Here is a 21837-nt window from a genome sequence, read left to right on the forward strand (position 1 = left end):
CGATCCGGACGGTGCAATTGAGTTGCAGATTGAACCGGGGACAGCAGTGTTGTTTGACCGCCGGTTATGGCACTCTCGCGGTTGGAATTTTTCGGACGTAACACGGAAGGTGTTGTTCATCGGCTACAGTTATCGCTGGCTGCGCGGACTTGACTATAATGTGATGCCGCCCGAACTCCTCGCTAAATGCGATCCGATTCGTCGGCAGCTACTTGGGGACGGGGTAGATATCAAGGGCTGGTGGCAGCCAACCGATGAAGATGTGCCGTTGAAACAGTGGTTAATGGAGCATCGTGGAGAGGAGTATGTGCGTTAGAAGCTGCGGACTGAAAGCTCAAAAAGGGGAGGCGGATGTTTCGCTTCTCCTTTTTTATTGGCAGCCCCTTGATGATGTGCTATTCTATTTGGAGGAAAAACTGTTGCCGTAGCAGGGATGATTGTGAAAAATAGAACTTGAAACAACAAAAAGAAAAAACCGAGGAATATCAATGAAACTGGTTACCTTTGAACTCACAACACAACTTGGGAAACAGCCTCGACTCGGCGCGATGATTGACGACGACCAAATCGTCGATCTCAATTCTGCCTATGCGCTCCATCTATCAGAGACACAGGGGCAATCCGCTGCCTATCAGAGTGCGGAGGCGATTCTGCCGTCGGACATGATCCAATACTTTGAACGGGGAGAAAGATCGAGAAAGGCGGCGCAGGTGAGCCTTGAACGCCTTGATGGCACCAATTCCACCGGCATCCGAGGCGAACAGATTGTTTACTCGGCAGATCAGGTGGAGCTGCTTGCACCATTCCCACGTCCTGCTAGCCTGCGGGATTTCGGCGTGTTCAAGACGCACATGGATGCCGCTGCATTGATCACCGGCAAGGAAATCTCCCCCGAATGGTTCAAGCTGCCGAACTATTATCGTGGTAGCACGAGTCCCGCTTCCATCGCTGGACATGAGGCACCCGTGACGTGGCCCAACTACACCGACAAACTTGACTTTGAGTTGGAATGGGGCGTTTATATCGGCAAAGAGGGGAAAAATATATCGGTTGAAGATGCGCCAAACTATATCGGCGGCTACACAATCTATAACGACATCAGCGCACGCGACATCCAATTTCGCCACATGACGTTGGCCCTTGGTCCTGCCAAAGGGAAGGATTTCGACAACAGCAATATTATGGGACCCTGCCTCGCAACACCTGACGAAATCGACGATCCGTATAACTTGCGGATGATTGCACGGGTCAACGGCGAAGTTTGGGCGGACGGAAATACGTCGGATATGTATTACACTTTTGCAGAGATGATCTCCTTTGTTTCGCAGTCCGAAACCCTTTGTGTGGGCGATTTTCTTGGATCTGGCACAGTTGGCAAAGGCTGCGGTTGGGAGTTGGATCGTTGGATTCAGCCCGGCGATGTCATTGAGCTAGAGGTTGAGGGGATTGGGCTGCTCCGTAATCAGATTGAGGAGAAATCGGCGAATCCAGCGGCATGGCAGGAAAAACAGTAGGGGAGAATGACGTACTATGAGACTGGAAGGTAAAGTTGCAATCATTACCGGTGCTGCCTCCGGCATCGGACAGGCAACGGCATTCCTATTTGCCAAGGAAGGTGCTACGGTTGTCGTAGCGGATTTGGACGACGCCGGGGGAAACGAAGTGGTTGACCAGATTAACTCTGACGGCGGCAAGGCGACGTTCATCCGGACCGATGTAACAGAGGCGGCAGATGTACAGGCAATGGTGAAGTCGACGATTAGCGCTTACGGCAAGTTGGATGTACTTTTCAACAACGCAGGCATTGCGATGCGTTTGCCCGTCGTGGAGTTGCCGGAGGAAGATTGGGACCGCTGCGTTGACATCAACCTAAAAGGGGTTTTTCTCGGCTCAAAGTACGCTATCCCCGAAATGATTAAGAATGGTGGCGGTTCGATTATCAACATGGCATCGATCTACGGTCTCGTCGGCGCGCCGACCCGCGCGGCTTACGTCGCTACCAAAGGCGGGGTCGCCAACCTGACGCGTGGTATGGCACTCGACTATGCCACCGACAACGTCCGTGTCAACTGCCTGTGTCCAGGTTTCACCGAAACCCCGCTCCTAGCAGGTGTCCTGAAAACCAAGGCGGAATATCAGGCACTCGCCGAGCAACACCCGATGAAACGCCTCGCCACACCGCAGGAGATTGCCTACGGTGCACTGTTTTTGGCGTCGGACGAATCTGCTTTCGTAACAGGGATTGCGCTACCAATTGACGGTGGATTTACGGCGGGTTAGGCAAAGCAGCGATCAGTGGGCAGGTCTTGTGCCTGCCCAAAGGGATAAGGGCAACCACAAGGGTTGCCCCTACGGGCAGGGAGACGGAAAAGAATGACCATGCAGGTCCATCCTAACTATGCACGGCTTGTTGACTTAGCGCGTGAGAGCCACGAGAAAGGGCGCACACCCGCCGAAATTACGCCCGAAGATGTTGCGCTAGCACGGTTGTACAGCTACGCGTTCCGAGGTCATACAATTGGTGCCTTTCACGCCACACGATTGGCAATTGATGAAATTGAGATGTGTGATCCACTCACCGAGGCGCATCGCAAGCGGGCAGTAGAACTTTTGGTAGACCTAGCAAATCAAACGATGGATGCCGTGGAACCCGACTTTCGTGCCTTGATCTCTACGTTCTACCGTTATGCTACGAACATCCCAAGGGTTATTGACTCATTGACCGAAGGAGTCGAGACGTGCAAGCTGGAGTCAATGCGGAAGGTTCGAGATCGGTTCACCGAGCTGATGGAAGAGATCGCCAACGGCAACGGCGTTCATACAACGCTGGATACGCATGCCCCGGAGCAAGCGAGTTTCATCGTGCCAAATCTCGGTATCACGATTGTACCGCTCGTTTATGGGGATTATCACTCGTGGAATCTGGCATATCTTGACGGACCCCGGTCGGATGTACCATTTCATCTTCATCAAGACGGTGTTGAGATCCATCTGGGCTACGGACCGTTGCATGGTAATACGGTTCTCGGCGAATTCTATGCGGAAGTGGACGAAGGTTACGCGATGCCTATCCCCCCGCAAGTGCGACACGGGTATGTCAACGATAGCACGATGCAGCATCATGTCCCGTTTATCTTCGGATCATTGACACGCGGCGGGTGGGGCGTGTTTCTGGACGTGGAGGCGCAACCGATTGATCTAGACAAACTTGAAAAGATACCCGTTTACAGCCGTCAAATGAATCAGACGATCTATCTCGAACGCGAAATCGAGAAGGCTGCGGGGAGGTTCTCCCCTGTGCGTTACCCAATCATCCCGGCTTCAGCTACTGATGGAGGTGGGATTGGGGGGTTGGAGTTGTCCGTGGCGCGCGTCAATGGATATGGGTTGAACCTGCGAACTGATCGCTTCTGCATTGTCTCCGTTGTCCGCGGACAAGGGGTTGTGCAGATGGCTGGCGTCAAGAAGAAGGTGGGACCCCACGAACATTTCTGTGTGCCGGCAGGCATCCCAGCATTCCTGCAACAAGAAGGGAACGAGCCGATGGTGACGCTGGATGCGGTGATTAAGGAAGCGCGAAGCCCAATATCCAACCCAAGATGGCGACAGAATTCCCCTTGAGTTCGTTGTGCACCCTATCAATCAATGGTGCTGGTTTGCAACTGTTGATGACGTAAAACGTGATGCGTGAAACGTAAAAAAAGAAAATGAACTGAAGAACCAAATGAGCACCAAAGGTTATCACAACCCGCCGAGTTTAGGGCTTTTCCATTGTGAAGCGGAAGTTACTTCTGAGAAAATAGGATAGCAGCTTATTGCCCAATAGGACTTTCCCCGGCGAGCGCAGTGTATTAAAAGAGGTCCATCTGATTCTCGGATTAACGAATCCGACCTGACTTAAAAGATCCACCCAAACTTCTGGTGCTTGATGCTTATGCCACTCTATCGTGGGAGCAAAAGGATTCCCAATTCTGAGTAAGGCGAAGAAATTGTATCTTGAGCAGTCACAAACGATTAACTTTGCCCCACGACCTGCAAATGAACTAAGTTTTGAACACATATTCAGGTAAGTCGCTTTGAACGCTTCATCGTTGAGCAGGTTAATGCAAGCAGTCTCATCTAGGTGGTTTATTGAGTTGTGGAGCAAGATAATATCGAACTGTTTTCCCTTAGGCTCAAAGGCTTGAAAAGTAACCGGTTCAAATTTTACCTGATCGTATCCGAGCATCCCATTTAACTTCCTAAACTTTGCCCCCATCCCAGAGCGACTTCCCTCCGTTTCCGGTTCGAGACATACAACCTCTTTAGCACCCATACAAGCCGCATAGAAACTGTGTAAGCCGCTCCCGCCTCCGATATCAAGCACCCGTCTGTTTTCGAGAGCGATGTCCTTGAACAAAGTTCTCAGGTGGAATTGAAGATTTCCTCTATTTGGATATAACCCTTCTTCGATGACAGCAGAAAAGTAACCCTCAAGGTTTGGCTTGGTTGACATCTCAATTTTCAATCGTCTCCAGCTGCAGGTACTGATGGCAAATTTACCGTATCAAGAAAGTTTTCTAACTCAATCCCCAGTGCATCGGCAATCCGGTTGATAGAATTGAAGAACGCGACAACCTCAACGACATCAAAGATTGTTTCATCATCCAAGCCGTGCGATCTGAGTAGATCCAGGTCTGATGGTTGAACTGTGTAAGCGGCAAGGGTAACCTTCTCCGTAAATTCTAGGATTGCTCTCGTAGGTGCGTCCAAATCCGCAGAGCGGAAATCTGTTTTGATCTGACTAGCCAGTTGATCTGCATTGACCTGTTCCCGCAGGTCTTCACCATGTACCTGGACTCAGTATCGACAAGCGTTAATCTGTGAAACCACTGTCGCTATCATCTCCCGTTGCGTCCGACTCAATTTGGAGGGACCAAACATGATAATCTCATACTGATTGATGAACACTTTGAGGCTTTCCGGCTTGATGCTGAGCAACTTGACGATATTGTAAACTCGTCCGGCACGCTTGATGGCTGCCTCATACTCTTCTTTGACGATACCTGTCGCCTCTGATTCGGGAACGGTTCGGATCCATGCCATTTTTTGTTACCTTAAGGTTGAAGTTGACATCTAAAAAGTTATAGTGCTATAATGGCGCACCTTTTATCGGAGTCCAAGAAACGGAATCGGCGTTTCTCAGTCCCTATGGACTTGAAACGTTGGAATCAATCTTCCGGTTGCGGCTTTTCAAACAAAATGGTTACAAAGCCGAAGACTAAATAGTCCTAGGAGGACACTCCCCCCTCATGCGAACACCGGAACTCATTGAACCCGATATAGTCACCATCCCCGAAGGAGATTTCCTTATGGGAAGCGACAACGGTGCGGCGAACGAACAACCTATTCATCGTGTATGGGTGGATGCTTTCGGCATCGCCCGATACCCTGTGACCAATCGGGAGTATAAGTCCTTTATGGAGATGACAGGCCATCCACCGCCACGGTTTTGGGGTGAGTCCAAGTTTCAGGGCCCAGACCAGCCGGTTGTTGGACCCAGTTGGTATGATGCTGGCATCTATTGCGAATGGTTAGAGGATTTGATTGGCAAACCCTATCGTCTCCCAACGGAAGCGGAGCGTGAAAAAGCAGCGCGAGGTGGATTGGAAGGTAGGGAGTATCCGTGGGGCGATGAGCTGCATGAGGACCATGTGGGCGGACGAAATGCGCCGCATTTCCCAGTTGGGACTGACGGTCCTAATGGTTATGGGCTTTACAATATGTCAGAAGGCGTCCACGAATGGTGTGCTGATAATTACGATCCAGCTTACTACGCAATCTCACCGGATCGCAATCCGACGGGCCCAAGACACAGCGATCGTCGTGTGGCACGCGGCGGTTCATGGCGTCATAGGGTCCGCTTTGCTCGCTGTGCAGCGCGGAGCAGTCTCAGCCCAGAAAAGCAGTTCAGCGACTTCGGATTCCGATGCGCGATGACGATTGATTAGTTGTTTCTCATGGTGCAATGACTCAATGAACCCATTAAGTTTACTAGTTCAGTAATGAACCAAATGGTTCTCACGTTTTACGTTTCACGCTTCACGCTATGAAATCTCCACTGATTTGCATCGTTGGTCCCACCGCTGTCGGTAAAACCGAAATAGCGATTCAACTTGCGCAGCACCTCGACGCCGAGATTATGTCACTCGATTCGCGGCAGATCTACCGGGAGATGGACATCGGCACGGCAAAGCCAACGCCAGATCAACGGCAAGCAGTGCCCCACCACCTCATTGATTGTGTGGATGTGGATCAACCCTTCTCTGTCGCAGAATACCAGCGATTGGCAGATAGCACGATTAAAGAGATTCACGAACGTGGCAAACAGGGGATGGCTGTCGGCGGGGCGGGACTGTATTTTCGGGGTCTCATTGATGGGCTTTTCGACGGTCCCGGTGCGGATGTGGAGATTCGAGTAAAACTCCAACGGGAAGCGGACGAACATGGCAACGTCGCTCTGCATGAACGGCTGCGTCAATGCGATCCAGAGACCGCAAATCGGGTGCACCCAAATAACCGCGTCAAAGTCGTTCGTGCTTTAGAGGTTTACGAACTGACAGGGAAACCCATTTCTGCTCTGCAGCAGCAGTGGAAGAGGAATAAACCCCGCTACCCATTCCGGGCGTTTGGGCTTAACATGCCGCGTGAGACGCTTTATCGACGGATTGAAGATCGTGCCGATCAGATGGTAGCGGCTGGTCTTATTGAAGAGGTCAAAAGGTTATTAGATCAGGGCTATCCACGGAACTGCGTCGCAATGCAGAGTTTCGGATACAAGGAACTCATAGACCATCTGGACGGAAAATGCACACTTGATGAAGCAATTGCACTCTTAAAACAGAACACCCGCCGATTCGCCAAACGACAGTTGACATGGTTTTGCAACGATCCACGGATTGAATGGCTGGGCATCTCTCAGTTTTCATCAATAGACGGAATTGTGGATAACCTTCTGGCAAAGAACCTCGTCTAATGGATAAAATGTCAGTATCAAAAGTGCGAGATCTTTATAAGGCGTGCGCAGCAAGAAAAAATGGAGTTCTATCATGGCTGAAGAGGTGGTGGTAATAGAGAAAATCATAGCAAAAGAACCACTTACAAAGGAAATGATTGATGCAGGCGCTAACGTCTTGCGTCATCTGAATAAAGCAAATTTTGACGTTCAGGCGGCTTTGTGGATCTACCGGTTGGAATCAAATTCTTGGCGTCTTGTTTTTGCCCTGCCCGAAGTAGAAAAAGAGGGACCGCTGAAAAGTTATACGAAAATACGGCGCATCCTTTCCCAGATTCCAGACACCCAGCCTCGTCTGAATCTATCCGATATCAAGGTATCCGAAACCAATCATGGGTTGATTACCGCATTGCGAAACGGAAATAGTCTTGCGAATAAAGAGTTTCCGCAACATGCTTATCATGTCGGAGGCAGCGACCACCACGTTGACGAGGGATATATCTATCAGCTGCGGTAGCACTACAAAATAAAAAATAAACTGGAGGTAAACAATGGCAGCAAGGGAAGGTTACACAGAGCTACAAGCAAGAGTTTTGGCAGCCCACCGTGTCTGGAAACGGACCCTATTTTGGACCGGCTGTGCAATTGCCCTCATTGGATTGATTGCGATTCTCGCCGGTGCAGCGATTGTAGATCTGCTGATGCCGTTACCGGGCAGCATTCGCCTTGTGCTGCTGATCGGTATCATTGGCACTGTAGGCTACCTGCTCTATAGATACCTTATTCAACCGCTTCGAGCAAAACTGACGCCGCACGATGTCGCACTCAACGTCGAGCGGAAGCACCAAGACCTTGAGGATCGCCTCGTTAGCGCCCTCCAATTCGGCGAGGTGGAAACCGACGATCCAATTAAATCACATCTGTTGCAGCGATTGGTTACGGATGCCGTAGAGCGTACTGAGGAAATTGATTTCAAAGCAACAGTTGATAAAAGCAAAAAACGCAAGCAAGTCGGTATTGCGGTTGCCGCACTCGCCGGATGCGCGTTCATAGCCTTGATTTTTCCTACCGAACTTAACACTTCTCTGAATCGCCTACTGAGCCCTTGGGAAAAAACTGAGCCGGTGTTCACGACAAAGCTGACCGTCGAACCGGGGAACGCACGCACTCTACGGGGTCGAAGCCTTGCAATCAACCTCGAAGTAACAGGCAAAGCTGCCGATAAAGCACGGCTGATTTATACAAAGGGAGCCCCAGGGGTTGACGCGGAATTGCAGCATCAGGAAATTGATATGATGCGAATTGAAGGTGAGAAACGCAGGTTTGGCTACGAACTCTTCAACATCAACGAAAATATGGAATACTATGTGACAGCGAATGGAGTAGAATCGGAACGTTATACCGTTGAAGTGTTTGATACTCCCAAACTTACTGCTATTGAGATTGCCTACACCTACCCCGAATACACAAAGTTGAAGCCGATTATACAGCAGGGAGAGGGAAACATCCGCGCTGTCGCCGGATCTCAAGCAGAGGTCCGTATCACGACTAACAAAGCCATCCAATCAGCAACGCTCACAGTGGAGGCGCAAGAGCCAACCCCCATGCTAATCTTCGATGGCCGTACACTCACTACGACCCTTGATGTGCTGAATGACGGAAAGTATACCGTTAAACTGCTTTGTGTTGATGGCTTCAATAACCAAATCCCAATTGAATACACCATCACGGCGATCCCCGATGAACCGCCTGAGATTGTCATTAAAGAGCCGGGCAGGGATGTCAAAGCTACAAAACTAGAGGAGGTCAGAGTCCTTTCAGAGGCGACGGATGACTACGGCGTTGAAAACATGATGTTGATGTACAGCATCGGATCCGGTGAAGCGCAAGAATTGCCGGTGGAAACTGTCGAGGTTAAAGCGGAAAAAATAATCTCCGGTGCTTATGTTTTCTATCTCGAAGAACTCGATGTGGAACCGGGGGAACTTATCTCCTATTATGCCCAAGCCACCGATAACAATACGCGGACCGGTCCGGGGACAAGCACCTCTGAACTCTATTTTATCGAGGTGCGCCCGTTCAATGAACGGTATATGCAGATGGATGCAGAGGGGCAGCAAAGTCCAGAAGGCCAACCGTTCCCCAATTTAATCGCAGATCAACGGACAATTATTAAAAAAACATGGAAGCACATCCACTCGCGTCCGTCCCCCATGATGGAAGATTATCAATCTGCTGTCAAACAGATAGGCAAAGAGCAGGACCAACTCAAAGACAAAACGCAGCGGGTTACCGATGAGTTGAGTATGTCGATGCGCGATGCAAATGTAGATCCCGAAATGCTGATGAATCTGGAGGGAGCCATCGGCAAGATGGGTGAAGCGAGTGATAAACTCTTTGCCATAAAACCGAAAGAGGCACTCCCACATGAACAGGACGCCCTCGAACTCCTCACCAAAGCCATGATGGAGTTAGATAAGGTCTTGACACAGATGCGGTCGAATGGCAGCCAAGCAGCTGCCGATAATATAGAGATGGACATGGAGGATCTCCAAGACGCAATTGAGCAAGATCAAAATGAGTTGGATGAGCAGATGCGCGAACAAACGCAAGAGCTATTGGATCAAGCGAGAGATATGCTCTCCCAACAGGAACAACTCACAGAACAAAGCCAGCAGTTAGCACGGGAGGGTCAGCCTTCGCAGCGAGAGATGCAGCGAAATAGCCAGCAAGAGGGACAGTTGGCAGGACAAGCCCAACAGATGGCAGAGCAAGCCCAACAGATGGGGCAGTCAGTTGGACAGGGTGCCGGAAACAATACAGGACAGCGTATGGTTCAAGCAGGTGAAGCACTAGGGCAGGCATCTGAAAATATGCAGGCAGCTTCAGAGACCATGGGGGCTGGACAGCCACAGATGGGAGCTGCGAAGGGGCAAAAAGCCGAAGAAAACCTGCAGCAGGCGATCGAGGAACTTGAGAAGGTCGCCGCACAGTATACCGATCAGGCCCTTGATGATGTGACCGAGTCACTCGACCAACTTACGGCTGAACAATCGGAGATACGAGAACAAACAGAAACGCTTGAGGAAGAAACTCGACAGGATGGCATTAGCGTTGAAGATGCGCGGCATGCTTCTGAGTTGGCAAATCAACAGCGAACCCTCCGCCGAGACCTTGAGCAGCTGCAACGCAATCTCTCGAATCTGCGGGAGACACTTAACGAAAACGAACCCCAAGCGGCGCGAAATGTTGCGGACGCAAACCGTCGCATTATTGAGGAACAAGCGTCCGAAAATATGGAGGACGCACAACGGGCATTGCAGTGGCGAAACTTCCAATATTCCGAGCGGGAGCAACGGGAGGTACTCGACACCCTCTTGGAGGCACGAGATGACCTACAGCAAGCGAGGGCAAATCTAGCGGAAACAGAGGAGGAGCAGCTCGACACGGCATTGGATCAGATCGAAAGTTGGGAAACTCAGATGCAGGACATCCAACGTGAGCTTGAGGCGATGGACAATCAGGAGACACCGCTATCGTCTGAACAGGAGGCACGGCAGCAACAGTTGTCCGAACAACAAGCACAGATACAGCAACGTGCCCAAGAAGCAATGGAAGCCCAGGGACAAGGAGACGCTCAGGGGGATGAAGGGGCACAGGTGGGAGGCGCGGAGTCGGACCGCGAACTCAGAGAACTCTGGCTTGACGCGATCCGCGCTATGGACAATCGTCCCGGAACCCGGAGGGCACCGTTTCCTGTCTACGATTTCTCTTTGCGTGAACTTAGGAAACTTGAGCGTGCGATCGAAGAACGCCTCACCACAATTCAGGAAAAGAAGCAACTCGCACAGGTGCTTAAAGAAGATGTGCCGCCTGAGTACCGGAGGTTGGTCGATCAGTACTATGAATTTCTGGCGAAGTGAAACATGATGCGTGAATTTATATATGCCACTTTTAATTGAATCAGAACCAGCCCCACTAGAAGTAGCTAACGGTGTTGTTCTTGTTAGCGGGCCCCGTATAACGCTCGATACAATTGTAGCTGCGTTTATTGACCACTCCCAAGCATAAATACTTGGGATTCTTTCAACAGACTAACTCCCGTCAGGGACGCTGTATTCCCGCTTCGGCGAGACGTGCTCTGAAAGCCAGAGTCTTACCGTCGCTCCACGGGCGTTTACCCTCTCCACGTGTCCCGCGGCGAGCGTTGTCATTTATGGACTTGGTTTTCGCCCTAACGCCTTTTCACCGCTATCATATTGGAATCCGAGCTACCACCTAAAATCCCAACGCGGCGAGGGGTGTATGGAAAGTAGATAAAGTTTTCTTCGCTCCAGAGGAGCGATATGTCTATAGAAAGCAATGCGCCGAATCTCCCGTGCTCCAGTTTTGAATCCCGATTTATCGGGGAGGAGCGCAATGTATATAGCAAGAGCGGATCGTCACAACAAAAAGCCCCAGCGGTGCGATATGTGTATGAAAACACACCACGTGCGTAGATCAGGCATCTTGCCCGACCCTCCCGTCCAATACTGGCAGATAGCTTGTAGGTCGAGATTCATATTCTCGACACCCAAAGGTCAACAGAGCGTAATAAAAGGAAAAAGAAAGCATGCGACACGAAAAATGGAAATGTCCCAAATGCGACAATGATGAGTTCGAGACCGATATTTTCCAAGCAACGGGTGGCACACTTGCCAAGTTGTTCGATGTCCAAAACAAAAAGTTCACTACCGTTTCATGTATGCAATGCCAATACACCGAGGTCTACAGAGCAGACACCTCACGCCTGAGTAACATCTTCGATTTCTTCACCAATTAACGTTGGGAGGTGGTTCCCCATGAGGGTATTCACCGACGCTGAAAAACAGCAACTACAAGCCAAAATTGAAGACGAACAGGAACGGCAGCGGGCACTTAGAGAGAGCATCCAAATTGAAAAGGAAAAGGAGTCAAAAAGGAGACGAGGCATAATTTCGACAGCGTTCAGCTTCAAATACGGTTTCCTACTGCTTATTCTTTGCGTACTTGTCTTTCACTTGAGGGTCCTACTGCTTTTTGGTTGGCAAATTGATTCTCCCGTTAACCTCAGTTTTATGGTTATGTTGGGGGTACTATTCAATCACATTGGGTGGCATGTCACGAAAAAAGGTCGGTTAAGCCGCGTGATGAAAACGGTTGCGTGGATTTGGATGATCTTTGTACTTGCCTACCTATTTTGGTTCTTTAAGACTGGGGTTGCCTAACGTATCGACGAGGAAAGTTGAGAAAACATGAGCCAAGCATTCTTTGAGAAAATCGACGTGTTCCTGCCCGGACAGGGCGAGGCGTTGACCCAAGCCCCAGCCCACCACTGGGAGCGAGCAGAGCGCGCTAACGCCCAAATCTACTATAGCACACGCGAGCCAAAATCTGTCCTCATCCATCTGACAGGGCTAACTAGAGAGGAGAGGGAAGCCCTCGCCGACATGCCGATCGAAGTGGATCTTTCAGCCTTGAAGTATCACGACTACGACGGGTTCGGTGTCCATCTGCCGGGGTTGATTGTCACAACACAAGGGACAGCTATCGCCGTGTGTCAAAAACGACACGGTTCGATGGGGGACGGAGGCAACCAAGTTGACATCTTGATGTCACGTAGCGCGGATGGCGGTGCCACTTGGCAGCGACAGGAGGTCATCTTCGAGGAGAAAGGGGCTTTCACCTATCTCGGTCCCATCTTCGAGGATTGTCGCTTTCTGGAAAATGCCCGCTGATATCTTGGACGACCTCGGTTACTTCAGCGAACACGCCAAGCAGGGAGGCGGTTTCTACCTGCTCAAGAGCACCGATCAGGGGCGGAGTTGGTCTGATCCCTTCTATGTAAGCCCGGAACCGAACGCTGAAGGTTGGGTGGGTTGGCCCAACAACTGCGTCCACGGCGTCCAACTCGCTGCTGGTCCCTGCAAGGGACGATTGGTCATGCCAGCGTTTCTTTACAAAGAGGGCGAATCAGGGCAGGTGCCGGGGGTTCGTGGTGGATTATTGTACAGCGACGACCACGGACAGAGTTGGAAGGTGGGTGCTGTCCTGCCCGAAGGCTCGGACGAGGTCAGTCTTGTAGAAACCGTGAGCGAGGGCGGCATCTACGTCAGTTATCGCAAGAACACCCTTGCCACCGGCAAGCGACACTTCGCACGCAGCACCGATTATGGTGAGACCTTCTGTGAACAGGGTCAGCACGAGGAAGTACCGGACGCCAATCTCCATGCAGGGCTAATCCGATACCGTGGAGGCGAGGGAGGAAGTGAAGATCTCCTCCTGTTTTCCAGTCCATCACCGACGAAAGATATAACGGTTCGTATCAGTCGCGACGAAGGCAGGAGTTGGGACTTTTCGCGTAGGGTTGAACGAGGACTATCCCGCTATTCCGACCTCGCGGTGATGGCGGAGGGGACAATCCTTTGTCTGTATACCAACGGGGTGGTGCGCGACAGGGAGAAGATTAGTGTGGCGCGGTTTAACTTGGAGTGGTTGATGAGTGGCAGTACGTAGGTTGGGTTGAACGGTTGAAAGCACCTCGCTATCAAGGATAGTAAAGTTTCTTTCTTTCAATACCGTATTCTTACAGATAGCGGGAGTGAAGCCCAACAATCACAACCGATGAACTAACATGGCTAGAGAGTTTCATATCGATCCGCACGGTTGTGTCCCAAAAGACCGGGGCATAGTTGCTGCATCTCCGGCGGCATCCGCTCATACGTTTCGGGCCAAATCGGTTGATGACCGCCTTCGATCCAGTTGTTGAACCACGGTGGGTAGTAGGCGATATTCAATCCGACACGGATCTGATCGCTGGTATTTGCGCGAGCTTGGTGATAGGTGCCGCCATGCCACATAATAACCGAGCCTGCTTTACCGGTAATTGGCTTAATCAATGGGCTGTCTGTAGTGATGTCCGATGGCGGAGTCTTCCGACGTGAACGATGACTCATCGGCACCACACCCGTTGCACCGTTCTCCACCGTGAAATCTGTCAGCATCCAAATACTGTTGATAATCCATGGCACGTCTGGCACTTCATGGAATTCACGCGCAGAGTCCACATGTAGATGCTGCCCCGGCGCACCGGGCCACGTCGGCTTGGAGCACGCTTCGACCACCCGGCAATTCTGCCCCAAAAAATGTCGCGCAACCGCCACCGTGTCCGGATGGCTAGCACACATCCAAACACGATCATCCAGATTCATCATACCGAATAAGGTTTGATAATACTGATCGCCCGTATTATAGATTTGGCACTGTGAGTCGGTGTGCAGTTCGAGGAATCGTTCCGCCATGCGTTGTGCCGTGTCTTCAGGGATGCGGTCCTCAAGCAGGCAGTAACCGTAAGTTGCCAAGCAATCTATGGCAGCTTTGACATCTGCTGTCAAGAAACATGCAGCGTAAAACGTAAAACCTGAAATGCAGTGACTTCACGTTTCACGCATCACGTTTCACGATAAGGCGCGGTATACCCACGCGCCCTGTCCGACAATCCACATCTTTGACTTAGACAGGCATGGTCCTGCCGCTATAAGACCTGCCAGCTTCCGCTATCTCAGGGCTGCCGCCCATAACCCTCACACCCCCATCAATTCTTTCCGGGAGCGTCTCTATACTGCCACCTTCCAAGAACGCGACACCCGTCTCCTTACATGCGGTATATACCCGGTTTCTCGCTTCAGTCATTTCAGGCGGACGCGGACTTGGGGTGTTCTTGTAACCAAACGACATACCGAGGTCCCCAGGTCCCCATTCAGCAAAGGCGATCCCGGGCACCCGAAGCGTCATTTCGGTATTAGCGATTGCTCGCACGTTCTCGATTTTCAGCCCAAGCATGAGTTCACCTTCAGGATTTAGGGGCCAAGGGTCAGCTTTTCCTAGGTAATCGTCGACAGAAATGCCCCAAATGGGTGCTGCAGATCCTTGTCCTGCTGAACCCCTGCGTCCGACATCCAGTTGGGTGCCGACGCCAATCGTCTGGAACGGATAGCGGCAACATTCGACAAATGCCTTCACCGCTTCTGGGGACTCCGCATGACACAGCAGAAGACCGTGTACACCTATCGCCAATAGCTGCCTGAGCTGCCACGCATTCGCTCGCATAACATCAGGACTTGAACCGTCCATCGGCAACTCTACAACGACCGCCGGCGTCAGATGACCGCTGTTGGTCGGTCCACCGTCCACAAGCCCGCGCATAAAATTCGCCAAACCTACAAAATCGAGGGGACCATGCTCCATACCGATGTTGATGTAGTCTGCCCACGTTTTTGCCATCTCCTTACCAGCCTCGTAGGTGAGATTGGCACCTGTGTGGCTGCCTGTATAGTAGACGGGCTGATCTTGCTCAAGTAATTCAATTGCTTTGTTGACTCGCTTCGGCATTATTAACCTCTCTTAGAAAAAAATAGCTAGTTCGTCATGGTGATTTCAATCGCTCAAAAGATTGATCAATACAAGAAAAAATTATAGCATAGTTGCCGATTTGAGTCAAACGGTCAATCCGATGTGCATCTGCATATTTCTATATTCCCCGCTCCCTCCTTGACATTCCCACGTGTCAAAAGTATAATGATTAGGTTATCTACCAATCAAGTGGCTTCTTCGCACGAATCGAATGGGAGTGGGATCCTGACTCGGCGGGATAAGCGAAAGTGAGAAAAAACATGGCAACAAAAGAGGAACTTTACGATCAGGCTTTAACACATTTCGGGAACAACGAACTTGAGGCGGCGGTGACTGTGTTCAATACACTCCTCGAACAATACCCCGATTATGTGGATGGACATATTGGACTTGGGCACGCATATGAACGGATGAGCAGATATGACGAGGCAATTGAGGCGATCAAAAAAGCAATCGAGATAGACCCGAATGATCCACTTAATTACACCAGTTTATCGATGTGTTACCAGCGCAAAGGGATGATTCAGGAAGCGGAAGACGCAATGGCAAAATCACACCAGCTACAGATGGGAACATAATACATAGTATTTGCAGACGAGGAGAAAACACAAGCAATATGCTTGAACTTTACGATACAACGCTCAGAGACGGAAGCCAAGGGGAAGGTGTCGCTTTCTCCGTTGAGGACAAGCTACTTATCATCAAAGCCCTTGACCGTCTGGGAATCCATTACATCGAAGGCGGATATCCCGGCTCGAATCCAAAAGATATGGAGTTTTTCAAAGGTGCAAAGTCGCTTGAACTCCAGCAGGCGGTAGTCGTGCCTTTCGGCAGCACGCGCCATCCGCGCTATCAACCTAGTGAAGACCCCAATCTGCTAGCGTTACTGGATACAGGTGCCCGCACCGTCACGATTTTTGGAAAAAGTTGGGAACTCCACGCGACAGACGTACTTCGTGTCACAGCACAGGAAAACATCGAACTCATCGAAAGCTCAGTCCGTTTTCTGGTCGAGAACGGACGCGAGGTCGTCTACGACGCAGAACACTTCTTTGATGGTTATGACGACCAGCCGGATTACGCCTTGCAAACCCTCAAAGCGGCAGCACGGGGCGGTGCCAGATGCGTCGTGCTATGCGACACGAACGGGGGACGATTGCCTCTAGAAATTCAGGAAGGTGTCCGGGCAGTCATGGCAGAGATTGATCTGCCGGTCGGCATCCACACCCATAACGATGCCGGCGTGGGGGTTGCAAACACTGTTCTTGCTGTGCAAGCGGGGGCAGCGCATGTGCAAGGAACATTCAACGGCTACGGTGAACGCTGCGGCAATGCGAATCTCGCCTCTATCATCCCGACTCTCAAACTCAAATTGGGAATCGACTGCATCAGCGAAGAAGGACTCAGCCAACTGACGGAAACATCACGCCTCATCAGTGAATTGGCGAACCTGCCGCACGACGAGCGTCAGCCGTACGTCGGGAGTTCCGCGTTCGCCCACAAAGGCGGTATGCACATTGACGCTGTGCGAAAAAATTCGCGCACCTTTGAACATATAAATCCGGAGATGGTTGGCAATGAGCAACGCATCTTACTCTCAGATCAGGCGGGTAAAAGCGCTATCCTGAAAAAGATCGAAAGACACTATCCAAATTACGACAAAAATTCACCGGAAGTGATCGCCCTTTTCGATCGGTTGAAGGAAGCTGAAAATGCAGGCTATCAATATGAAGCTGCCGATGCGTCGTTTGAGCTGCTGACCCGTACACTCTTGGACGGGTATCAGCCATTTTTCGATCTACTCGGATTTCGTGTGATTATTGAAAAAGTCAAAGACCACGGCATACGGTCTGAAGCGACGATTAAAGTAATGGCACCCGATGGTGAGGTCGAACACACCGCCGCTGATGGCGATGGTCCCGTCAATGCCCTTGACAGCGCTCTACGCAAAGCGCTTGAGCGTTTCTACCCTTCGCTACAGGATGTCCATCTCACCGACTATAAGGTACGCGTTTTGGACACCCAAGCCGGCACCGGCGCGAAAGTGCGTGTGCTGATTGAAGCGAGTGATGGGCGGGAGCACTGGGGTACGGTTGGCGTATCAGAAAACATCATACAGGCGAGCTGGGAAGCCCTCACGGATAGCTTGGAATACAAGCTCTACAAAGACAGCCGTGAGACGTAAAACGATTCGCAAACAAAGCGAGGAAAATCACCTCTTAAATCAGTCTTAATGCTTGACAGAAGTGCTTCTATTTGTTACAATATATGTAACAATTCGATAATTAAATCAATAGGAGGTTTCGCATGACTGATTTACAACAGATTGCTAAGGCAGCGCAAGAGATTATCCAGATCTGTGAGCAAAAACGAACTAACAAAGCAGACAAGGAAAAGCTGCTCAAGCTGCAGGGGGCAATCCTCACACATATCGAAGGGCTTACCGAATGCGAAGCTTGCGGGTCAATCACAGATCTGGTTGTGACGATGACGATCGAGCCGGTGACCGCAAAGCTGTGCAAAGATTGTGGGATAAACGCGATCGAAGCCGGAAAGATTAAAAAAGCTGCGACGCGAAAGCGATCCACCCGAGCTGCACAGAAAAACGTACCATCGGCGAAGAAAAAATCATCGCCACGACAGACATCACCCAAGAATGTCGACGAACTGTATGCCGAGGTAGAAAAGGAAACAAGCCTCAAGAAAACGGATGTCAAACGCTTGCACAAAATTATCCAAGAGATCGCGAGTCCGATGAACCTTGAGAACACGATTTTATATGTGAAGCATGAGGCTGAACTCGTGAAACTAAGGATAGAACAGGACGCTCTGAAGACGGCGGTCACGTTATTAATGGCGGCGTGAAATTTCGCTATCACATCTCAGATTGCACCAAAGTTCGTCCGTTGAACCTTGCGAAGATTTGGAGCTTTTGGAACTTTTAGTTAAACTCGACAATTTCTGAAACAGATTCTCTCCTGATGACGTTTAGGATAGTACGATCTTGGAAACGATAGGGACTAAGGAGGCGCCTGCCGTGACAGATAAAATGATCGATGACCTATCGGATCAAGAAGACACACAACTGGCAACGTTGACAAAGGCTGGAAACGAAGAGGCCTTTCGATCGTTGTTTGATAAACATTACAACTGGGTTTATAGTAAAACATATCGAATGCTGTGCAATCATCAGGATACGGAGGAAATATCCTTAGATATCTTTATGAAAGTGTGGCAGAAGATCGGGAAGTGGGATACTGTTCAAGGTAGTTTTCAAGCGTGGTTGAATGTTGTTGCAAAAAATACAATAATTGATGCTATTCGCAAAAAAGAAAGAATTCGCGAGGCACTTTTAAGTATGGAGGATGAATCTGAATTGCCACTTGTTGAATACCAAGACCAGCGACCAACGCCTGAAAAACAGGTCGAATCCCGAGAAGCTCAAGAGATTCTTGAATGGGCACTCCAGATGGTGAAAAAGCCGAATCACCGAGTTGCTTGGATTCTGCGCCATCTGGAAGGGTATAGTATTGCCGAGATTTCGCAAACACTCCAGCGTAAGGAAGGAACTGTGAAAATCTGGATCTTCCGTTGCACAGAAGAGTTACGCCAAATTCTTACCAGAAAGGGTTTAAAATGGGTTTAATGATTAGGGGGTCTAAAATGAAATTTTGGAAAAAAATAACACAAAATTTCAGTAAAGATGAAGTAAGAAAAGCGGAGATGCTAGAGATTCATACACGCAGAATCCGAGGAGAACGGCTATCTCGCAAGCAAACCCGGTTGTTAAAAGCGAGCGAGCAATATCCAGAGTTGGACCCTTTGAAAGAGCTCATTGATTTTGCACATCACCGTTTTGAGGAAAGAGAAAACGTCACCCCACTTCCTGGAGCAAAACGACGCATCGCTAATAATTTGATGCAGTTGATTGGTCGTGACGCTCCGGAAGATGATGCGCTGCTAGGCGATGAAATTGGCTTGGCGCCAGCATACAGCCCTGATCTGGTCGGGAGTGATAGTGAACTTGCCTTACCAAATGTTTCCGGTGATCTACCGCCACCAATTCCTGAAGCGGTAGATCCGCTTAATGAGACGGTCATCCTTGAAGGTGAAGCGGTAGAATCGGCAACGTCTCCAGTAGAGGCGTGTCACCTGAAATTGAAGGTTGCGCAGGGCGATGAGGTTGGACGTGAGTATGACATCTCTTTCCAACCTATGATTATCGGCTGTGGGGAGGAGGTAGCTGTCCAGTTAGATGCCAACACCCCTGTATCACAACGTCATGCGTTACTCACCGTTGATGACGATGAGCTGCTGATCACAAATCTTGACAGCGACAGCGGCACGTCGGTTGATGGCGCTAAAATTACTGAACCAACAACACTTCATGTCGCCTCTAGGGTACAGATTGGCGGACAGGTACTTGAAGTGGCTGCATTCCGGCGGGATGCTAGTGTCCTAGGTGTTTCCTTTGAAGTCGTAGAAGGACCCGATGTCGGACAGGTCCACTGGGTCCATTTCAAAGAAATGACAGTCGGACGCAGCGCAGCAGCGCAAATCAAATTTGCTGATTCAACAGGAACCCTCTCTCGCCTACATGCTCGGTTTAATCTGAAAAACGGCGAGGTATATCTTACCGATCTCGGTAGCAAAAACGGGACTTACCTTGATGGCTTTCGTATAGAGGAGCCAACCGTCGTTGAACCAGGCATGCACATTGGGTTCAGTGAAATTGTCTGTGAAGTCATGCACATTGAACACATTTAGCCAATGAGTTTGTCTGTGATTTCGTGATGCAGTGCAATAAAAATAAACAGATAGGTTTGGGCATATACAATATGCCGCCTATTATTACATACCGCATTTTTCTTTCCACCACAACATGGAGAGAGGGATGCGGTTTTTTTCTATTTGAATTTTGAATCGTCTAAGGTATAATATTTCAACCTAAATGACTGTTAAATCCTACATGCCTCCTGTTCAATACCCTGATAATTCAGTGGATAGCACCGTAGGTTGGGTTGAACGGTTGAAAGCGCCTCACTATCAAGGACAGTAGAGTTATTGCTTGTCAACACTATCTTCTTACAAATAGCGAGAGTGAAACCCAACACTCACAACCGATGGATCAGCATAGCCCTAGCAAACCGGCGCAATGAAGTTTATTCGTAGGGAATGGAAGTCCTCGTTCCGTTGATTTTTACGTATTACGCATTACATATTATACTTCATTAGCCCTAGCTGTTTTGAATTCCGATCGTAACGTCGGGCTAGGACAACAGGCGTATAGAAACTTCATCTTCTACCCATGAGTCAGAGACAAGCTGCTTTCGCCCATTTTAACCGTGCTGCAAATCTTTATCGGCAAGTCTGTTATGCCCAAGCCATTGAATATTATCTGGCGGGCTTAGAAATCGATCCGATGTGTGTGGAGGCGTATGCAGACTTGGCAAAGGCGTATGAAAAATTGGGGTGCTGGAATCAAGCGATCGAATCGCTGGAGACTGCGCTAAGACTACGTCCCGGCTATCCAACCGCCCTTCGCCGGAAGAAACGTATTCTCGAGGAGAAAAGTGTTTACGATAGCTTAACCGATAAACTAAATCTAGCCCTTAATGCCGCCGACCAACATCAGTCAACCGATCCAGTTCAGCGAAGCAGCCCCGCAATCGAACACGAGTTCTTCACACTAACCGGCAGGTGCACAATCCCACAGAATTTATTATTAACCGTATCGCAAATTATCGAACACACTTATCATGAGGTCGGCAAAATTTTCCAATGCCACCCGCAACACAAGATTCCTGTTCTTATTGAAGATGCCAAGCAAATAGATACGTCACAAGTCACAACGTCGGTGCACAGCACAGCATCTCCGGTTGAAGTTGGAAATCACACACTGTTTTCGGATGCTTCTCTCCCACAGTGGGCGGTCGCTTGCTATGACAATGGAAGTATTCGGCTGACTTACCGTCCTTATAGCGATTCCAGTCTCGGCGTTTTATACGCAGTCATTCGCCACGAATGGGCACATCTTCTTATTGATCTACTGGCGGGTGGGCGATGTCCCAACTGGCTCGACGAAGGACTTGCTCAATTTGTTGCACGTCCGTTAATGAACTCCGAGAAGACGCACCTACAACAAGCAAGTCGAGATAAACATCTCTTACCTCTCCACCTCCTGCAAAAACCGTTTCGGAACCTTCCGGAGAAGCAACGCCGTTTAGCATACCTCCAGTCCTACGCAATCACCAAATACCTGATACAGCAATTCGGTTTTGCTGTGCTCCGAGATGTTCTCGAAAACCTCGGCGACGAAAAATCGACCGATACAGCATTTCAAGTAGTGTTCGGGAAAACAGAAAAAGAAATCGTCGCTTCAAGCGTGGGGCATTGCATGACCATCTAGGAGG

22 protein-coding genes and 1 pseudogene (1 of these 23 only partly in view) are annotated in these 21837 nt (G+C 49.9%); 18 read left to right on the forward strand and 5 right to left on the reverse strand.

Going from position 1 to position 21837, the window contains the following annotated elements; genetic code table 11:
• From J4G02_08760 to J4G02_08775, 4 genes and pseudogenes are all read left to right on the forward strand, one after another.
• A pseudogene (locus J4G02_08760) lies at positions 1 to 316 on the forward strand (phytanoyl-CoA dioxygenase); it begins 498 nt to the left of the window's first position.
• Positions 317 to 488: 172 nt separating this feature from the next.
• Complete coding sequence (locus J4G02_08765) at positions 489 to 1514, forward strand: fumarylacetoacetate hydrolase family protein (GenBank protein MCE2394662.1); 1026 nt, start codon at positions 489 to 491, stop codon at positions 1512 to 1514.
• Between the two features lie 16 nt (positions 1515 to 1530).
• A complete protein-coding gene (locus J4G02_08770) occupies positions 1531 to 2280 on the forward strand; it encodes an SDR family oxidoreductase (protein MCE2394663.1) in 750 nt (249 codons plus the stop codon).
• 93 nt (positions 2281 to 2373) lie between these two features.
• Positions 2374 to 3621 (forward strand): hypothetical protein, encoded by a 1248-nt coding sequence (locus J4G02_08775; protein MCE2394664.1) that lies wholly within the window; start codon positions 2374 to 2376, stop codon positions 3619 to 3621.
• Positions 3622 to 3757: 136 nt separating this feature from the next.
• Here J4G02_08775 and J4G02_08780 read toward each other — a convergent pair whose 3' ends face one another.
• From J4G02_08780 to J4G02_08790, 3 genes are read right to left on the reverse strand one after another with little or no spacing between them, the layout of a single operon-like run.
• Positions 3758 to 4495, reverse strand: coding sequence for a class I SAM-dependent methyltransferase (locus tag J4G02_08780; GenBank protein ID MCE2394665.1), 738 nt, complete (start codon positions 4493 to 4495; stop codon positions 3758 to 3760).
• A gap of 8 nt (positions 4496 to 4503) precedes the next feature.
• Positions 4504 to 4779 carry a peroxidase gene (locus J4G02_08785; GenBank protein MCE2394666.1) on the reverse strand — a complete coding sequence of 92 codons (276 nt, stop codon included), beginning with the start codon at positions 4777 to 4779 and terminating at the stop codon, positions 4504 to 4506.
• Between the two features lie 60 nt (positions 4780 to 4839).
• A complete protein-coding gene (locus J4G02_08790; protein MCE2394667.1) occupies positions 4840 to 5085 on the reverse strand; it encodes a carboxymuconolactone decarboxylase family protein in 246 nt (81 codons plus the stop codon).
• A gap of 206 nt (positions 5086 to 5291) precedes the next feature.
• On the opposite strand from J4G02_08790, the gene J4G02_08795 reads away from it, so the two are divergent.
• From J4G02_08795 to J4G02_08830, 8 genes are all read left to right on the forward strand, one after another.
• Positions 5292 to 5990: a formylglycine-generating enzyme family protein gene (locus tag J4G02_08795; protein MCE2394668.1), complete on the forward strand. Its 699-nt coding sequence runs from the start codon at positions 5292 to 5294 to the stop codon at positions 5988 to 5990.
• 98 nt (positions 5991 to 6088) lie between these two features.
• On the forward strand, positions 6089 to 7015 hold the full coding sequence (gene miaA, locus J4G02_08800; protein MCE2394669.1) for a tRNA (adenosine(37)-N6)-dimethylallyltransferase MiaA: 927 nt from the start codon (positions 6089 to 6091) through the stop codon (positions 7013 to 7015).
• A 73-nt stretch (positions 7016 to 7088) separates the two neighbouring features.
• Positions 7089 to 7511 (forward strand): hypothetical protein, encoded by a 423-nt coding sequence (locus J4G02_08805; protein ID MCE2394670.1) that lies wholly within the window; start codon positions 7089 to 7091, stop codon positions 7509 to 7511.
• 34 nt (positions 7512 to 7545) lie between these two features.
• Positions 7546 to 10917, forward strand: coding sequence for a hypothetical protein (locus J4G02_08810; GenBank protein MCE2394671.1), 3372 nt, complete (start codon positions 7546 to 7548; stop codon positions 10915 to 10917).
• Between the two features lie 689 nt (positions 10918 to 11606).
• Entirely contained in the window at positions 11607 to 11816 is a 210-nt protein-coding gene (locus J4G02_08815; GenBank protein ID MCE2394672.1) for a zinc ribbon domain-containing protein, read from the forward strand.
• A 19-nt stretch (positions 11817 to 11835) separates the two neighbouring features.
• Positions 11836 to 12240, forward strand: a complete 405-nt coding sequence (locus tag J4G02_08820) for a hypothetical protein (GenBank protein MCE2394673.1) — start codon at positions 11836 to 11838, stop codon at positions 12238 to 12240.
• A gap of 27 nt (positions 12241 to 12267) precedes the next feature.
• Complete coding sequence (locus tag J4G02_08825; protein ID MCE2394674.1) at positions 12268 to 12750, forward strand: exo-alpha-sialidase; 483 nt, start codon at positions 12268 to 12270, stop codon at positions 12748 to 12750.
• The gene (locus J4G02_08830; protein MCE2394675.1) at positions 12740 to 13528 is read left to right on the forward strand and encodes an exo-alpha-sialidase; all 789 of its coding nucleotides are present in this window, start codon (positions 12740 to 12742) and stop codon (positions 13526 to 13528) included. Before J4G02_08825 ends, J4G02_08830 begins: the two co-directional genes overlap by 11 nt.
• Before the next feature lie 122 nt (positions 13529 to 13650).
• Here the strand turns inward: J4G02_08830 and J4G02_08835 are convergent, their stop codons facing one another.
• Both J4G02_08835 and J4G02_08840 read right to left on the reverse strand, forming a co-directional pair.
• Positions 13651 to 14406, reverse strand: coding sequence for a phytanoyl-CoA dioxygenase family protein (locus tag J4G02_08835; protein MCE2394676.1), 756 nt, complete (start codon positions 14404 to 14406; stop codon positions 13651 to 13653).
• Between the two features lie 118 nt (positions 14407 to 14524).
• Positions 14525 to 15403, reverse strand: a complete 879-nt coding sequence (locus J4G02_08840) for a hypothetical protein (protein ID MCE2394677.1) — start codon at positions 15401 to 15403, stop codon at positions 14525 to 14527.
• 281 nt (positions 15404 to 15684) lie between these two features.
• On the opposite strand from J4G02_08840, the gene J4G02_08845 reads away from it, so the two are divergent.
• From J4G02_08845 to J4G02_08870, 6 genes are all read left to right on the forward strand, one after another.
• Entirely contained in the window at positions 15685 to 16002 is a 318-nt protein-coding gene (locus J4G02_08845) for a tetratricopeptide repeat protein (GenBank protein ID MCE2394678.1), read from the forward strand.
• A 38-nt stretch (positions 16003 to 16040) separates the two neighbouring features.
• The gene (gene cimA / locus J4G02_08850) at positions 16041 to 17609 is read left to right on the forward strand and encodes a citramalate synthase (GenBank protein ID MCE2394679.1); all 1569 of its coding nucleotides are present in this window, start codon (positions 16041 to 16043) and stop codon (positions 17607 to 17609) included.
• Between the two features lie 122 nt (positions 17610 to 17731).
• Entirely contained in the window at positions 17732 to 18289 is a 558-nt protein-coding gene (locus J4G02_08855; GenBank protein ID MCE2394680.1) for a hypothetical protein, read from the forward strand.
• 172 nt (positions 18290 to 18461) lie between these two features.
• Complete coding sequence (locus J4G02_08860) at positions 18462 to 19070, forward strand: RNA polymerase sigma factor (protein ID MCE2394681.1); 609 nt, start codon at positions 18462 to 18464, stop codon at positions 19068 to 19070.
• 17 nt (positions 19071 to 19087) lie between these two features.
• Positions 19088 to 20191, forward strand: coding sequence for an FHA domain-containing protein (locus tag J4G02_08865; protein MCE2394682.1), 1104 nt, complete (start codon positions 19088 to 19090; stop codon positions 20189 to 20191).
• A 541-nt stretch (positions 20192 to 20732) separates the two neighbouring features.
• The gene (locus J4G02_08870) at positions 20733 to 21833 is read left to right on the forward strand and encodes a tetratricopeptide repeat protein (protein MCE2394683.1); all 1101 of its coding nucleotides are present in this window, start codon (positions 20733 to 20735) and stop codon (positions 21831 to 21833) included.
• The last annotated feature ends 4 nt before the right edge of the window (positions 21834 to 21837 follow it).

It is taken from the genome of Candidatus Poribacteria bacterium (genome assembly GCA_021295755.1).
In the GTDB taxonomy this organism is placed as follows: Bacteria; Poribacteria; WGA-4E; order WGA-4E; family PCPOR2b; genus PCPOR2b.

Coding starts and splice junctions, on each gene's coding strand:
- J4G02_08820 (MCE2394673.1), top strand. CDS start 11,836: ATGAGGGTATTCACCGACGCTGAAAAACAGCAACTACAAGCCAAAATT.
- J4G02_08810 (MCE2394671.1), top strand. CDS start 7,546: ATGGCAGCAAGGGAAGGTTACACAGAGCTACAAGCAAGAGTTTTGGCA.
- J4G02_08870 (MCE2394683.1), top strand. CDS start 20,733: ATGAGTCAGAGACAAGCTGCTTTCGCCCATTTTAACCGTGCTGCAAAT.
- miaA (MCE2394669.1), top strand. CDS start 6,089: ATGAAATCTCCACTGATTTGCATCGTTGGTCCCACCGCTGTCGGTAAA.
- J4G02_08770 (MCE2394663.1), top strand. CDS start 1,531: ATGAGACTGGAAGGTAAAGTTGCAATCATTACCGGTGCTGCCTCCGGC.
- J4G02_08865 (MCE2394682.1), top strand. CDS start 19,088: ATGAAATTTTGGAAAAAAATAACACAAAATTTCAGTAAAGATGAAGTA.
- J4G02_08830 (MCE2394675.1), top strand. CDS start 12,740: ATGCCCGCTGATATCTTGGACGACCTCGGTTACTTCAGCGAACACGCC.
- J4G02_08845 (MCE2394678.1), top strand. CDS start 15,685: ATGGCAACAAAAGAGGAACTTTACGATCAGGCTTTAACACATTTCGGG.
- J4G02_08840 (MCE2394677.1), bottom strand. CDS start 15,403: ATGCCGAAGCGAGTCAACAAAGCAATTGAATTACTTGAGCAAGATCAG.
- J4G02_08775 (MCE2394664.1), top strand. CDS start 2,374: ATGACCATGCAGGTCCATCCTAACTATGCACGGCTTGTTGACTTAGCG.
- cimA (MCE2394679.1), top strand. CDS start 16,041: ATGCTTGAACTTTACGATACAACGCTCAGAGACGGAAGCCAAGGGGAA.
- J4G02_08815 (MCE2394672.1), top strand. CDS start 11,607: ATGCGACACGAAAAATGGAAATGTCCCAAATGCGACAATGATGAGTTC.
- J4G02_08790 (MCE2394667.1), bottom strand. CDS start 5,085: ATGGCATGGATCCGAACCGTTCCCGAATCAGAGGCGACAGGTATCGTC.
- J4G02_08780 (MCE2394665.1), bottom strand. CDS start 4,495: ATGTCAACCAAGCCAAACCTTGAGGGTTACTTTTCTGCTGTCATCGAA.
- J4G02_08855 (MCE2394680.1), top strand. CDS start 17,732: ATGACTGATTTACAACAGATTGCTAAGGCAGCGCAAGAGATTATCCAG.
- J4G02_08825 (MCE2394674.1), top strand. CDS start 12,268: ATGAGCCAAGCATTCTTTGAGAAAATCGACGTGTTCCTGCCCGGACAG.
- J4G02_08795 (MCE2394668.1), top strand. CDS start 5,292: ATGCGAACACCGGAACTCATTGAACCCGATATAGTCACCATCCCCGAA.
- J4G02_08765 (MCE2394662.1), top strand. CDS start 489: ATGAAACTGGTTACCTTTGAACTCACAACACAACTTGGGAAACAGCCT.
- J4G02_08805 (MCE2394670.1), top strand. CDS start 7,089: ATGGCTGAAGAGGTGGTGGTAATAGAGAAAATCATAGCAAAAGAACCA.